This is a genomic window from Actinoplanes sp. NPDC051859 (assembly GCF_044452725.1).
Lineage (GTDB): Bacteria > Actinomycetota > Actinomycetes > Mycobacteriales > Micromonosporaceae > Actinoplanes.
This window is the reverse complement of record NZ_JBITBX010000001.1, coordinates 322,276-336,731: the sequence shown is the minus strand read 5'-3', so window position 1 is coordinate 336,731 and position 14,456 is coordinate 322,276. Positions and strand designations below refer to the sequence as shown.

Annotated in this window: 10 protein-coding genes; 4 read left to right on the top strand and 6 right to left on the bottom strand. The window is 68.4% G+C overall.

The genetic code is table 11. The features are described from left to right. Window positions 1–108 precede the first annotated feature (108 nt). Both ACIA1L_RS01525 and ACIA1L_RS01520 read right to left on the bottom strand, forming a co-directional pair. Window positions 109–2,655: a GNAT family N-acetyltransferase gene (locus tag ACIA1L_RS01525; protein WP_396070370.1), complete on the bottom strand. Its 2,547-nt coding sequence runs from the start codon at window positions 2,653–2,655 to the stop codon at window positions 109–111. A gap of 128 nt (window positions 2,656–2,783) precedes the next feature. After that, window positions 2,784–3,968: an acetoin utilization protein AcuC gene (locus tag ACIA1L_RS01520; protein ID WP_396070369.1), complete on the bottom strand. Its 1,185-nt coding sequence runs from the start codon at window positions 3,966–3,968 to the stop codon at window positions 2,784–2,786. 1,021 nt (window positions 3,969–4,989) lie between these two features. Between ACIA1L_RS01520 and ACIA1L_RS01515 the strand changes: the two genes are divergently transcribed. Beyond that, window positions 4,990–5,730, top strand: coding sequence for a metal-dependent transcriptional regulator (locus ACIA1L_RS01515; protein WP_396070368.1), 741 nt, complete (start codon window positions 4,990–4,992; stop codon window positions 5,728–5,730). A gap of 294 nt (window positions 5,731–6,024) precedes the next feature. Here the strand turns inward: ACIA1L_RS01515 and ACIA1L_RS01510 are convergent, their stop codons facing one another. Next, window positions 6,025–6,567 (bottom strand): hypothetical protein, encoded by a 543-nt coding sequence (locus ACIA1L_RS01510; protein ID WP_396070366.1) that lies wholly within the window; start codon window positions 6,565–6,567, stop codon window positions 6,025–6,027. 63 nt (window positions 6,568–6,630) lie between these two features. After that, the gene (locus ACIA1L_RS01505) at window positions 6,631–6,864 is read right to left on the bottom strand and encodes a DUF5522 domain-containing protein (RefSeq protein ID WP_396070365.1); all 234 of its coding nucleotides are present in this window, start codon (window positions 6,862–6,864) and stop codon (window positions 6,631–6,633) included. 195 nt (window positions 6,865–7,059) lie between these two features. Between ACIA1L_RS01505 and ACIA1L_RS01500 the strand changes: the two genes are divergently transcribed. Both ACIA1L_RS01500 and ACIA1L_RS01495 read left to right on the top strand, forming a co-directional pair. Further along, window positions 7,060–7,836, top strand: coding sequence for a hypothetical protein (locus ACIA1L_RS01500; protein WP_396070363.1), 777 nt, complete (start codon window positions 7,060–7,062; stop codon window positions 7,834–7,836). Window positions 7,837–7,907: 71 nt separating this feature from the next. Beyond that, a complete protein-coding gene (locus ACIA1L_RS01495) occupies window positions 7,908–8,741 on the top strand; it encodes an alpha/beta fold hydrolase (protein WP_396070361.1) in 834 nt (277 codons plus the stop codon). Here the strand turns inward: ACIA1L_RS01495 and ACIA1L_RS01490 are convergent. Then, window positions 8,730–9,908 carry an MFS transporter gene (locus ACIA1L_RS01490; protein WP_396070359.1) on the bottom strand — a complete coding sequence of 393 codons (1,179 nt, stop codon included), beginning with the start codon at window positions 9,906–9,908 and terminating at the stop codon, window positions 8,730–8,732. The genes ACIA1L_RS01495 and ACIA1L_RS01490 overlap by 12 nt on opposite strands. Before the next feature lie 69 nt (window positions 9,909–9,977). Here ACIA1L_RS01490 and ACIA1L_RS01485 point away from each other — a divergent pair, with 69 nt between their 5' ends. Continuing rightward, the gene (locus tag ACIA1L_RS01485; RefSeq protein ID WP_396070357.1) at window positions 9,978–11,102 is read left to right on the top strand and encodes a Shedu anti-phage system protein SduA domain-containing protein; all 1,125 of its coding nucleotides are present in this window, start codon (window positions 9,978–9,980) and stop codon (window positions 11,100–11,102) included. 90 nt (window positions 11,103–11,192) lie between these two features. Here the strand turns inward: ACIA1L_RS01485 and ACIA1L_RS01480 are convergent, their stop codons facing one another. Next, window positions 11,193–14,066, bottom strand: coding sequence for a vitamin B12-dependent ribonucleotide reductase (locus ACIA1L_RS01480; RefSeq protein WP_396070355.1), 2,874 nt, complete (start codon window positions 14,064–14,066; stop codon window positions 11,193–11,195). Between the last annotated feature and the right edge of the window lie 390 nt (window positions 14,067–14,456).

The window sequence follows — 14,456 nt, the reverse complement described above, 5'->3', positions numbered from 1 at the left end:
GAGTCGCTGCGCTGCCGTCCTGTGCTCGTCCGCGATGCCGCCGCCTGGCTCGGCCGATGAGCTTGCGTCGCCATCTTGCATCGCCGTCCTGCGTCGCCGGTCGGGTGTTCAGGCGGTTTGGAGGCGGCGGGGGCCGGTGTCGGGGCGGGGGCCTGGGTTGCCGATTTCGATTGCCGCGTGTAGGACCGTGAATCCGCCGGGGCGGGCGAGGACCGGGTTGAGGGACAAGGCCCGGACGCGGGGGTGTTCGTCGGCGAGGCGGCCGACGCGGAGGAGGAGGTCGACCAGCGCGGCGCGGTCGACCGGTTCCGAACCGCGGTAGCCGTGCAGCAGTGGCGCCGCGCGCGGTTCGTCCACCAGGGCTTCGGCAGCCCGGTCGGTGAGTGGGGCCGCGCGCCAGGCCAGGTCGCCGAGGAGTTCACTGGCTACGCCGCCCAGGCCGAAGCCGATCACGGGGCCGAATGCCGGGTCCTCGACCACCTCGATCGTGCAGGCCACGCCGGGCGCCACCATGGATTGCACCAGCACCTGGGGACCGAAAGCGGCGGACAGTTCCGCATAGGCGGTGCGTACCTCGCCCACGCCGGATAGGCCGAGGCGGACGGCGCCCAGGTCGATGCGGTGGCGCAGCGCCTGACCCGCTGCTTTCAACGCGACCGGAAAGCCGAGGGATTCCGCTGCGACCACCGCTTCGGTGAGGGTCGCGGCTGCGGTGGACGGCTGCATCGGGATTCCGTACGCGGCCAGCAGCTCCGGCAACGGCCCATCCACCTCCGCTGCACCCGGGTCCACATCGGAAAGGACCGGCATGATCCCCGGCGGCCGGCGCAGCCAGTCGGCGTACGTCGCGACGCGGCCGAGCGCTCGCACCGCCTCCTCCACTGACGGGTATGCCGGCACCTTCGCGGGCAACGCCCCGAGCAGGAAGGTCGCCACCGTGGGCTTCTCCCCGGCCAGCGCCACGCTGCCGAGCGCGGCTGCGAAATCTGCGTCCTCGTCGGAAAGCTGGCCTGGCAGCGGCGGCGCGAACACGACGACGAGCGCGTCGACCCGGTCGTCGACCGCAGCGTCGGCCAGTGCGTCGGCAAAGTCGTGCGCGCCGGCCTGGGGGCTGATGTCGTGCGGGTACCCGTCGGCCACCACCAGCCCGTTGACCCGGCATGCGGCGACCGCCAACCCCGACAGCGCGGAGGAGTTGCCCACCACGGCGACCCGGCGGCCGGTCGGCAGGGGCTGGTGCGCGAGCAGGACTCCCACGTCGAACAGCTCCGCGACGGTGTCGACCCGGATGACCCCGGAGCGGGCGAACAGCGCTGTGACCGCGTTCGTGTCCGGGCCGGGGAGGTCACCGGCCAGACCGGGCGGGCGGCTGGCCGATGCCACCGCGACGACGGGCTTCACCCGACTCATCCGCCGGGCCAGCCGGGCAAACTTGCGCGGATTGCCGAACGTCTCGAGATAGAGCAGCACGGCATCGGTGCCGGGGTCCTCCTGCCAGTACTGCAGGAGGTCGTTGCCAGAGACGTCGGCCCGGTTGCCCGCAGAGACGAAGCTCGACAGGCCCAGGCCTCGCCGGTCGGCCTCGGCCAAGAGCGCCACACCGAGCGCACCGGACTGGCTGAAGAAGCCCACCCGTCCGGCGGCCGGCAGGTGGGGAGCAAGCGTCGCGTTCAACCGTACGGAAGGGTCGGTGTTGGCGATGCCCAGACAGTTAGGGCCGACGACGCGCAACCCCGCGGCGTGAGCCGTGTCGACCAGTGCCCGCTGCGCGAGCGCGCCCTGCGGCCCGGTTTCGGCGAAGCCGGCCGAGATGACGACCAGGCCACCCGCTCCCGCCGCGGCCGCATCAGCCACCGCCTCGGCGACCCCGTCCGGGGGCACGGCGATCAGCGCCAGATCCACGTCGGCACCAGCGGCGGCCGCTGACCGGTACGCCGGGAGACCCGCCACCCGCTGCGCATTGCGGTGCACGGGCACGACTGTCCCGGTGAAGCCTCCGTCGCGGAGGTGGGCGAGCAGCGCTGCGCCGATGCCCTGCCCGCTCGCACTCGCCCCGTAGACGGCGATGCCCCGCGGATGGAGCAGCCGCGCGATGGACCGCGCCTCCGTACGCTGCTCGCGGCTCTCCTGCACCTCCCGTGACTTTTCCGTGGGCGCGATCGGGAAGCTGAGATGCACGACCCCGTCCGCGTACTGGCGTTGAATCTGGTAGCCGAAGTCGCTGAACACCCGCAGCATGCCGCCGTTTTGTGGCAGCACTTCGGCAACGAATCGCGATATTCCGTTGTCCTGCGCGGCGTCGGCAAGGTGTTCGAGCAGCACCGACCCGATGCCGCGCCCCTGGTGTGCGTCCTCGACGACGAAGGCCACCTCGGCTTCGGGAGAGTCGGGGCCCAACCGTTCATAGCGGCCGACTGCCATGATCCGAGGGCCGGACACGATGACGAAAGCTTCCCGGTCCCGGTGGTCGACGTTGACGAACCGGTCGAGGTCGCGTTGCGGAATCCTCGGGTACGGCGAGAAGTAGCGCAGATAGCGGGTGCGGTCACTCATCCGCGAATGGAACGCCACGATGGCGGACGCATCATCCGGCCTGATCGGCCTCAGGTGCACGGCGCTGCCATCGGACAGCAGCACGTCGACCCCTCTGCTCACCGCGGTCAACTCCTCAATTTGCGCCGTCGGTCTTGCGTACTTATCGCCGTCGGTCCTGCGTACTCATTCGGTCGGCCGGCTCGGGCCGATCCCAAGGTCACACTCGTTGTTCGGCATCGACATGCTGCTCAGTCGCGGGGGTCGTGCGGGTCGAGGCCGTGCAGCGGAAAGATCGCCATCCGGGTGGCGATGATGGCCTTGTCCACCGGGTCGGGGGCTGTGCCTGGCTCCCACCGCTCGATCGCGGGCGGCGATCCGTCCGTCATCGTCGCCGGAACCGTGCCGCCCGGACACCGATCAGCCGCGAGCCGACGCCAGCCCGGCGGCGTCGCCGTCGCCGGGTCCAGGGGTTCTCCGGTAGCCACCGCGAGCAGATGCGCCCAGGCTCGGGGCACCACCTCCACCAGCGCATATCCCCCGCCGCCTGTGGCAACCCACCGGCCGCCGGTTACCTCGTCGGCCAAGGCACGCAGGGCAATGTAAGCGGCGCGCTGGCCGTCCACCGACAGCCGGAGGTCGGCAAGGGGGTCGAGGCGGTGGGCATCCGCGCCACACTGGGTGAACAACAGCTCCGGCTCGAACGCCCGCACAACCGACGGAACGATCGCATGGAAGGCACGCAGCCAGCCGGCGTCGCCCGTGCCGGGCGGGAGGGCGATGTTGACCGCGGTGCCCTCCGCCCCGGGACCGCCCGTCTCGTCCGGGAAACCTGTGCCCGGAAATAGAGCCAGCGGGGACTCATGCAGGCTCACGGTAAGCACGCGCGGATCGTCATAGAAGGCCGCCTGAACCCCATCGCCGTGGTGAACGTCGATATCCACATATGCGACCCGGCGGGCACCCAGGTCGAGCAGGCGCGCGATGGCGACTGCGGGATCGTTGTAGACGCAGAATCCCGCGGCCCGGGCCGGCATGGCGTGATGGAGCCCACCGGAGACGTTGACGGCACGGGTCGCCGCGCCGGTCCAGACCGCCTCGACGGCCGCCATCGTGGCTCCGCAGATCCGGGCGGACGCCTCATGCATATCGTCGAAGACCGGATTGTCCGCGGTATTGAGCCCCCACCCTTGAAAGAAAGGATCGATGGGCGCCATCCGCACCGCGTCCAGGTAGTCGGCGCGATGCACCCGGGTCAGGTCGGCGTCGGTGGCCGGCTTCGGCACCACCATGTGCACCCCCGGCCGGTCGAACACACCAAGCTCGCGCGCCAGCGCCATCGTCAGCTCGACCCGCACGGGGTTGAGCGGGTGATCACCCATGTCGTAAGCGAGCAGCGCCTCGTCCCAGATCACTGCCGTCGTCCCGTCCGCCATGCCCGCCACTCTGCCACGCCGGGGTGACGAAAATTGGGTTGTCCACAGGTCGCTAGTTTGTCCACAGGCCAAGAAATTCGGGTGGCTTCCGACCTGTCCACAACGGACCATGGATCCAGTCGGCTCGCGTTGCCGGCACCAGCACACCCGCATAAGACGCTCCTGCAGCCGAGCCCGCGGTCAGCAGCACCGAACGCCTGACCAGCCCAGCGTCGAACGCCCGACCGGCCCACGTTGAGCGCTTGACCAGCCCAGCGTCGAACGCCCAACCGGCACACGTTGAGCGCTTGACCAGCCCAGCGTCGAACGCCCAACCGGCCCACGTTAAGCGCTTGACCAGCCCAGCGTCGAACGCCCAACCGGCACACGTTGAGCGCTTGACCAGCCCAGCGTCGAACGCCCAACCGGCCCACGTTAAGCGCTTGACCAGCCCAGCGTCGAACGCCCAACCGGCCCACGTTGAGCGTTTGACTAGCCCACGTTGAGCCCCTGACCGGCCTCAGCGGCTGGGTCTGCCAGGCGGTCTGGTTAACCAGCCAGACCATGCATCAGCCCGCCATCGCTGCGACCGCCGCGATCGGCTCACACCGGTAGGTCGTCGGTCGGGCAAGGCAGGTCCAACGGACTCGTCCGGTCTTGCGGGGCGAGTCACCTTGTGGTGATCCGTGATCGAGATAGGTCGCGCCAGCGCCTTGGAGGTGAATGTGCCCAGTTTTGCCAGCCTCACGAAGCCATTAAGTCGGACAATCAGCGCGAGGTGGGCACATGTGCTTGACATACAGGCTGTACCATGGCGTCCAACTCGGGACTTCGCCCATGTGCACGGGGCACTGGCCGAGATGCCGCTGTCGATGCGGACACCTGCGCATCATGACCGCTTTGCGCGGTCGAGATCGCAACAGGCGCTTCTCCAGGTCGCGGCTCCGTTCCTCACCGCCCTCACGGCCCGGGGAGATTCGGCGGCGATCGCAGGCTCGATTACGCTTGACCAGCACCGCGCAGCTCCGAAGGGTTGAGATCGATGGCGACCAGGACACACAACACGAGCGGCACGAACGCCCACAAACACGACCTCGTGGACACGACCGAGATGTACCTGCGGACGGTCCTCGAGCTCGAGGAAGAAGGCGTGCCCCCGCTCCGTGCTCGGATTGCGGAACGACTCCATCAGAGCGGACCCACGGTCAGCCAGACGGTTGCCCGGATGGAACGCGACGGGCTCCTCACCGTCGAAAACGATCGGCACCTGCTCCTCACCGAGCAGGGTCGAGTGGCAGCGGTCGCCGTCATGCGCAAGCACCGGCTGGCTGAGCTGCTCCTCGTCAACGTCATCGGCATGCCCTACGAGGAGGCCCACGAGGAGGCCTGCCGCTGGGAGCATGTGATGAGCGACGCCGTGGAGAAGAAGGTCTACGAGCTGCTCAACCGGCCGACCCGTTCGCCGTACGGCAACCCGATTCCCGGGCTCGAAGTGCTGGGGCCCGCACCCGAGGAACCGGTGAACACGAGCACCGCAGCGTTGAACGCTGGCGAGCGCAACCTGGCGTTCCCCGGACTCACCGGCAGCGTCGTCGTCCGCCGGATCTGCGAAAGCGTCCAGACGAACGCGGATGTCCTACGCCAGCTCCACACCGCAGGCATCGACCCCGGCGCAACGGTCACGGTGGCCCAGGAACGCGACGGCGTCACGATCGACCGGTCAGGTGACAAGATCCGACTTCCCCGTGAGGTCGCCTCCCGGGTCTTCGTCGACGCCCGCTGAAGCTTTCGACCAACCAGCGGCCCAGAGCCGGATCAGCGCTGAACCGCAGCCGGCTCGGGCCATCGCGGCCCAGCGAAAGGCTGCGGGGACTTCGCAGCCTTGAACGGGCTGGGAGGCTGCGACCTTGACGGACGGTGGATTCCACAGTCCTGGAGGTCGGTAGTGCATGCGGCAAGCGGAAGCTGCCGGGTCGATTCCTGCCCTCGGAAGTCGACACACACGGGTAGGGGCGCCGTTCGCCTCGATGCCGAGATGCCGATCACCTGGGAAAGCCAGCTCGACGACTTCGTGGGTTCAGCCGTTGGTCGTGCTCATGGCTTTAGCCAGGTCGAAGAGTTTCGTTTGCATCTGTTCGACCTCGTCGGCCTTCGCGTCTTTGGCAAAGGTGAATTGCAGGGTCTGCAACTGGTCAGCCTCGCTCAGCCAGCCAATCTCGATCTCCGGGCCATGGTCACCGGATGCGGTGGAGACCAAGCGGTAGCCCGCCTGGCCCAGCCCCTTCAGCTTCTTGGCTTTCGCGGGCTTCAACTCGGCGAACAGCTGCGCGTCCGCCTTGGTGCTCTCCACCACGGACAGCACGAGGTACGGCCATTGCCCGGCGGTGGTCTGCACTACACAGGTGGAGGTGATGCCCACCGCGTCGGAGGCGGCAACGCTGAACTTGACGCCGATCATCCGCTCGAGGAAGGCGTAGTCCCAGAAGATGCAGGCGCCGCCGGCCGTGGCCGCGGGTTCGACGGGGATCTCTACGGGCGGCAGCGGAACGTCAGGTTGCTCGCTCGAGCAACCCGCAAGCAGCGCCATGGCGGCGCCGAGGGCGATGAGACGCGTCCGCACCAGGGTCCTCCCGAATATTTCGGGCACACCGTACTGTGCGCGGCGGGCCGGCGGAAGACCGGCTCAGGCATCATCCACGTACGGACAGTGACGGCAGCCGCGGCCGCAGCAGGTGCCCCGCTTGGCGAGAAATCCGGCGGTCAGCACGAACAGTCCGGTTTCCGGGTCGGAGTAGCCTGCCTGCCCGGCCGCAAGCGCCGCAGAGTGTGCAGCCAGAATGTCCGATCGGCGCGGATGCCCGGGGGCGAGTCGGGACGGATGCGGCTCGGTGAGGGGTCGTGCCGCCGGCTGGTCCACGGTCCGACCCTAATGGGTGAGCCGATCAGGCTGGCGCCGCGCAGGGCGGTCGCGCCGGCGCCAAGCAGGTCGGTCGCGCCGGCGCCAAGCAGGTCGGCGCACCGCTGCAGCAGCCCGGCGAGCAGCGCGACCGACACCGTCCGCCCATCCGTCGATCTACTTGACATTGCGCGTCAAGTAGTCGAGGGTTGCGGAGTGCCCACCCGCGCAGACCTTGCGGAGCAGATTGTCCGACTGCTGGATATCCGGCTGCTCGACCCGCTCGAGATCCTGCTGGAAGGCGACGACACCGTGCTGGCCTTGCGTGAGATCATCCGCGTGCGCGCCGGCGGCTGGGCTGATCTGCTCCGTTCGGCTGACGATCGAGTCGCTACCGGGACGGTGATCCGCCTGGTCGCCACGCTGTATCCCGGTGACCGCGCCTTCGATCCGCCGGTCGATTGGTGGCGGACCCCGCTGGGGCGGGTGGTGGCGACCAGGGTGGGTCATCCGGCTGCGGAATCGGTGACGTACGCGACGGCGGGAGCAATGCTCGGCATCACCCGTCAGGGAGTGCACGACTTGGTCCGCCGCGGCAAACTGCCCCGACACCCCGACGGTGGCGTGCCGTCTGCCGCCATCCGCGACCGGCTCCGCTCCGCCGCACACCAGAGCGAAGCCGCCGCACACCAGAGCGAAGCCGCCGCGCATCAGAGCGACGCCGCCACACACCAGGGCAAAACCGCCACACACCAAAGCGACGCCGCCACACACCAGGGCAAAACCGCCACACACCAAAGCGACGCCGCCACACACCAGGGCAAAACCGCCACACACCAAAGCGACGCCGCCGCACATCAGAGCGAAGCCGCCGCTCACCTAAGCGACGCCGCCGCACATCAGAGCGAAACGGCCGCGCACCAAAGCGTCCACGACCGTCAGCACCGACGCGACCAGCACACCGACCTCAACGACCAGGGAGAAAATCGATGATCAATGACCGACTGGTCGACGCTGGGGAGCTGCCGGTGGCGGTTCGGGACTTCGGCGGTGATCAGCCTCCGGTGCTGCTCCTGCACGGTGCCGGCGGGAATTTGGCGACGATGACGACGTTGGCGCGGGCGCTGCGGCCGCGGCACCGGGTGATTGCGATGGATTTGCGGGGGCACGGGCGCTCCGGGGATGGCCCTTGGTCGTGGGATGCCGCGCTGGGGGATGTTGCGGCGGTGACCGTACAGCTGGAATTGGATCGTCCTGCGGTTGTTGGGCATTCGCTGGGTGGGATGTTGGCCGTGTTGTGGGGGCAGCGGCATCCGGAGACGCCTGGGGTGGTCAGTTTGGACGGTAATCCGCCGCCGACGCGGGCTGAGCAGCTGCCGGGGTTGGCGCCGGACGAGGCTGCCGCGGAACTTGCCCGGCTGCACGGGGTGTTCACCGCGGTGCAGGCGCAGCTGGCGCAGCCGATCACGGCCACTGAGCTGCCGGATCTGGTGGAGCGGCAGCGGATGGCCGCCCGGGACATGGGTGCCAACGAGAAGGTGTGGATCGAGGGATTTCGGCGCAACCTGGTGCAGAAGGACGGGGAGACGTCGGTGCGACCGGATGCGGGGACGGCTGCTTCGCTGCGTACGCTGATGAATGAACTTGATCTTGGTCCGGTGTTTGCCTCGACGCCCACGCCGACGCTGTCCGTGCTCGCCACGCGAAACCTGCCGGAACAGGAGCCGTTCGCCAAGCTCTATGCCGCGCATCGCCGCTACCTGCTGGAACAGGCGGAAACCGGGGCCAAACTGAATCCGCGGATGAGCCATTTGCAGCTGGCGGACGCGTCGCACGCCATGGTGCTGGAGCGGCCGGACGTTCTCGCATCGGTGATCGGGGACTTTCTACAGCGCTGAGGGTCGGGCGGCGGCCGACGCGAGCACACCGAGTGCGATCGCCGCACCGACCACGAGCAGTGCGCGCAGCACACCGAAATGCTCAGCTAGCAGGCCGATGAGCGGCGGACCGGCTAGGAACGCGCCGTAACCGATGGAACCCGCCACCGACACCCGGATCGCCGCCCGCACCGGGTCGTCGGCCGCGGCGCTCATCCCGATCGGGAAGCCCAGCGACGCACCGCCGCCCCACAGCAGCGCGCCGGCGAGGACCGCCGGCACGCCGAAGCCGGCGACCACCAGGAGCAGACCGGCCAGTGCCGATGCTGCGGTCAGTCGGAGCGTGCGGACGCGACCCCACCGCTCGATCGCCACGCCACCGAACATGCGGCCGAACGTCATCGCCGTCACGAAGAAACCGAAACCGACCGCGCCGACCGTCTCGCTCGCCCCATAGCCATCCACGAGCCCGATAGCGAGCCAGTCGTTCGCCGCGCCCTCCGTGAAGCCGAAGCCGAGCATGATGAGACCGATCAGAAGCGTCCGCGGCTCCCGCCAGGCGTCCCGGACCCGGCCCCCGGCCGGTCGCTCACCGTCCTTCTCGGGTACGGGCAGGAAGCGCCGCACGGTCAGCACCATCACCACCGCCGCCACGGCAGCCATCAGGAAGACCTGCACAGTCACGGTTATGTCGGCGGCGGCCGCACCGGCACTCACCCCCGCCCCGGCCACCGTGCCGAGGCTGAAACCGGCATGAAAGCGTGGCATCAACGTGCGGCCGAGCCGCCGTTCCACGTCCGCGCCCTCGACGTTCATCGCCACGTCCCACGTGCTGTTGCCCATGCCGATGAACACCAGCCCGGCTCCCGCCAGGACCACCGAACCAGCCGCCGCGCCCACGCCGAGCCCCACCAGGCCGAGCACGACGGACATGCTGCCGAGCAGCACCGCCCGCGCCGGACCGATCCGCTGCACCACCGGCCCCGACAACGGAATCGCGGCCACCGCCGCCCCGGACAGACAGAGCAACAACAAACCGAAACCCGCCGGCGAAAGACTCAGATCATCACGTACGGCCGGAGCCCGCGCCAGCCATCCCCCGAACGCCAGCCCGTTCGTAGCGAACGTGACGCCGACAGCAACCTTGGCACGCTCCAGCCGACGGCGATCCAGCACCACGGAGGTCATCACTCGACGGTAATGCGCAACCACCTCCGGCGCCGCCCTTCACTCTGAGGCACCGTCTACGTTCGGCGAATGCGTATCCGATCCGACTATTCCCTGCGCCTGCTCCTCAACAAGTCCATCGATCTCGGGCTCTCGACACATGTCCGGAATTTGGTGGAGGACGTGCTGCGGCACATGGGTGATCGCAGCCCGTATCGCGGCGGCAAGGTACTCACCGATCTGCTGCGCCAAGCACACGCCGCCGCCCGTATGGAAGAGGACGAGGACACTGCCGAACGTCTGGAAGACGCACTCTCCTATGCGATGAACGTCATGCTCAGTCCCGACCTCGAGGTCAAATATCAACTGCTCGGGAACGCACGGCGCAGAAACGGTCAGTTCATCGGTTCGATCGCTACACAGGCCGCGGCCTTCGTCGCCACGGAAGCGCGCTCATTCGTGGCGGAACATTCGCAGGTCTCCGTCGACGAGCTGTTGGCGCACCTCGACAGCCTGCAAGGCTTGGTGGTACGCATGCAACCCGAAGCTCCCGGAGTCTACGAGGCCCTTCGCGGCACTCGCGAGAGAGTCGCTTGGATTGACGAGGTGTTCCGGGACCGTCTCCAAGTCACCGACGCTGACACTGCAGTCCCTGGCGACGACCCGCACATCGGTACAGCTTCCGCCGTGGAACTTGCCGATGCGGTACTGCTGAGGGCCCGCCGCAGCGCGCTGGATGATCTCGCGGCGGTCGTCCTCAACCGCCACAGCAGCGAGCGGGACCTGCAGAGCGCCATCGAAGCTAACCTGTGGATCTTCGGTGGCCGACAGCTGTCAGGTCTCGGTCCTCGCCGGATCAGTCTCGGTATCGAGCTGGACCTCACGCTGCTTCGACCAGACGGCACAGTGCACGTCGTCGAACTCAAGCGAGCCTGCGTGCCGGTGCTCACCCATCAGCGCCGCCGCAACGTCCCGACGAACGACGTCCACCGGGCGGTAACCCAGGCGATGAACTATCTGGTGGTCCTGGACGAGGACCGGGCTCGGCTCGCCGGACTCGGACTCGACGTCCGGCGAGCCTCGGCCACGGTCATCATCGGCCACGCCAGCTTTGAGCGCGGCGCAGGAGAAGCCGAAATCGACGAAGCGCTGCGTGTCTACAACAGACAGCCACCTGTCGCGAGTGGAGGTGGTGACCTACAAACAGGTTCTTGACCGGGCGGCCCGCTCGCTGGATCTCGCCTAAGCCCGGCTCCTACGGCAAGGTGCCTCTACCCGCAGAGAGAGGCACCTTGCAATTCACCGTCAGCTGCAGCCGGAAGTTGAGCCGCAGCCCTCGCACACGTAGCAGCTGCCGGCCGGGCGCATCTTCGTGCCGCAGGTGAAGCACAGCGGCGCGTCCGCGGACGTGCCGAGCACGATCTCGAGCAGCTCGGTCGACGAGTGTGCCGGCTTCTCGACCTCGGCCGCCGGGACCTCGACGGACTTCACCTCGGCCTTGACCTCGGCAACCGGCGCTGACGCGGCCATGCCGGCCAGGTCGACGTTCCCGGCTTCCGCGGCCGCCTCGGCGGCGACCTGGGCCGCGCGCTCCTTGGCGGTGAAGATGCCCAGCTCGGCCCGGGTGTCGTAGGGCAGGAAGTCCAATGCCAGGCGACGGAAGATGTAGTCCATCACCGAGGCGGCCATGCGGACGTCCGGGTCGTCGGTCATGCCGGCCGGCTCGAAGCGCATGTTGGTGAACTTGCTGACGAACGTCTCCAGCGGCACGCCGTACTGGAGCCCTATCGAGATCGCCACCGAGAAGGCGTCCATGACGCCGGCCAGGGTCGAACCCTGCTTCGACATCTTGAGGAAGACCTCGCCGAGACCGTCGTCCGGGTAGGACGACGCGGTGAGGTAGCCCTCGGCGCCGCCGACGGAGAAGGACACCGTCTCCGACGGGCGCTTCTTCGGCAGACGCTTGCGAACCGGCCGGTACTCGACGACCTTCTCCACGACCTTCTCGACCTGCGCCGGCGCCTCGGCCGGGGCCGCCGCCTTGTTCGGCTTGGCCGCGGACAGCGGCTGGCCGACCTTGCAGTTGTCGCGGTAGATCGCGAGCGCCTTGAGGCCCAGCTTCCAGCCCTGGAAGTGGATGTGCTCGATCTCCTCGACGGTCGCCGACTCCGGCATGTTGACCGTCTTGGAGATGGCACCCGAGATGAACGGCTGCACGGCCGCCATCATCCGGACGTGACCCATCGGGGCGATGGTCCGCTCGCCCATGGCGCAGTCGAACACCGGGTAGTGCTCCGGCTTGAGGCCCGGCGCGTCGACGACGTTGCCGTGGTCGGAGATGTGCTCGACGATCGCCTCGACCTGCTCCTCGGGGTAGCCGAGGCTGCGCAGGGCGCGCGGGACCGTCTGGTTGACGATCTGCATCGAGCCGCCGCCGACGAGCTTCTTGAACTTGACCAGGGCCAGGTCGGGCTCGATGCCGGTGGTGTCGCAGTCCATCATCAGGCCGATGGTGCCGGTGGGCGCGAGCACGGACGCCTGGGCGTTACGCCAGCCGTTCTTCTCGCCGATCTTGATGCCGTCCTGCCACTGCTTGGTGGCTTCCTTGACCAGCGCGGTCGCGACCGGACCGTTCGGGCGGATCTCGTCGTTCGCGGCGGCGTGCTTACGCATGACCCGCTTGTGCGCCTCGGCGTTGCGGGCGTACCCGTCGTACGCGCCGACGACCCCGGCGATCTCCGCGGAGCGACGGTAGGCGGTGCCGGTCATCAGCGAGGTGATGGCGGCGGCGACACCCCGGCCGGCCTCCGAGTCGTACGGCTGACCCGACGCCATCAGCAGCGCGCCCAGGTTCGCGTACCCGATGCCCAGCTGGCGGTAGGCCCGCGTGGTCTCGCCGATCTTCGGGGTCGGGAAGTCCGCGAACGCGATGGAGATCTCCATCGCGGTGATGACGAACTCGACGCTCTTGACGAACTTCTGCACCTCGAAGCCGCCGTCGGCGTTGAGGAACTTCATCAGGTTCAGCGAGGCCAGGTTGCAGGACGAGTCGTCCAGCGACATGTACTCCGAGCACGGGTTCGACGCGGTGATCCGGCCGGTCTCGGGGTTGGTGTGCCAGTCGTTGATGGTGTCGTCGTACTGCATGCCCGGGTCCGCGCACTCCCACGCGGCCTTGGCGATCTGCGTGAAGAGCTTCTTCGCGTCGATGGTCTCGATGACCTCGCCGTGCAGGCGGCCGCGCAGGTCGAACGTGCCACCCTCCTCGACGGCGCGCATGAACTCGTCGCTGACCCGCACCGAGTTGTTCGCGTTCTGGTACTGCACGGACACGATGTCGCTGCCGCCGAGGTCCATGTCGAACCCGGCGTCCCGCAGCGCGCGGATCTTGTCCTCTTCGCGGGCCTTGGTGGTGACGAACTCCTCGATGTCCGGGTGGTCGACATCGAGAATGACCATCTTGGCCGCACGCCGGGTGGCGCCACCGGACTTGATCGTCCCGGCGCTCGCGTCGGCGCCGCGCATGAAGCTGACCGGGCCGCTGGCGGTGCCGCCGGACGACAGCAGCTCACGGGAGGAGCGGATCCGGGACAGGTTGACACCGGAGCCGGAGCCGCCCTTGAAGATCAGCCCCTCCTCCTTGTACCAGTCCAGGATGGAGTCCATCGAGTCGTCCACCGACAGGATGAAACACGCGCTGACCTGCTGCGGCGACGTGGTGCCCACGTTGAACCACACCGGCGAGTTGAAGCTGAACACCTGGTGCAGCAGCATCCAGGTCAGCTCGTGCTCGAACACCTCGGCGTCCTCGGGCGAGGCGAAGTACCGGTGGTCCTCGCCGGCCTTGCGGTAGGTCTTCACCACCCGGTCAATGAGCTGCTTGAGCGTCCACTCCCGCTCCGGCGTGCCGACCGCACCCCGGAAGTACTTGGTGGTGACGATGTTCGCGGCGTTGACGCTCCACGACGTCGGATACTCCACCCCACGCTGCTCGAAGTTGATCGAGCCATCCCGCCAGTTCGTCATCACGACGTCGCGGCGTTCCCACTCGACCTCGTCGTAGGGGTGGACACCCTCGGTCGTCCAGACCCGCTCGACGCGCAGTCCGCCGACCGCGGCGCCCCCGCCGCTGCCCGCCCGGCTGCGCTGCCTACCTGCTGTCATGCCGTCACCGGCCATGTTGATGCTCCCCCTCGAACGACCGCGGCTTCCCCACCGCAATCCACTTCCCAATGACTTCAAGCCCGTTTTTCCGTACGCGCGGCGCCCCGTTGCTGCGGTTCGTCTCTCGCGCAAGTCCTTGCCGTGGCAACCCGATGTTTCTGGGCGGCCCACTGTGTTGCTGTCCCGGTCGCCTTGGCCCCGTCCCGGCCATCCGGGCCATCTCGCCTAACTCACCCTCGCTCTGTGCACCGACGCTCCGGCTCGTCGACACTCTCGACGGCTCGTCGGCAGTCTCGAGGGTCGAGGCGCCGGCCGACGCACGGGCGCCGGGCGCTCCGCCTCGCCTCGCTTCGCCTCGCGAGATTGCGCGTTCGCTCCCCCGCTAGTTGGAGCAATCGCCTCCCG

Bases quoted from the DNA above. Each gene is read 5' to 3' on its own strand.
- ACIA1L_RS01520 (WP_396070369.1), bottom strand. From the start codon at position 3,968: ATGGCGGACGGGACGACGGCAGTGATCTGGGACGAGGCGCTGCTCGCT.
- ACIA1L_RS01480 (WP_396070355.1), bottom strand. From the start codon at position 14,066: ATGGCCGGTGACGGCATGACAGCAGGTAGGCAGCGCAGCCGGGCGGGC.
- ACIA1L_RS01490 (WP_396070359.1), bottom strand. From the start codon at position 9,908: ATGACCTCCGTGGTGCTGGATCGCCGTCGGCTGGAGCGTGCCAAGGTT.
- ACIA1L_RS01485 (WP_396070357.1), top strand. From the start codon at position 9,978: ATGCGTATCCGATCCGACTATTCCCTGCGCCTGCTCCTCAACAAGTCC.
- ACIA1L_RS01515 (WP_396070368.1), top strand. From the start codon at position 4,990: ATGGCGACCAGGACACACAACACGAGCGGCACGAACGCCCACAAACAC.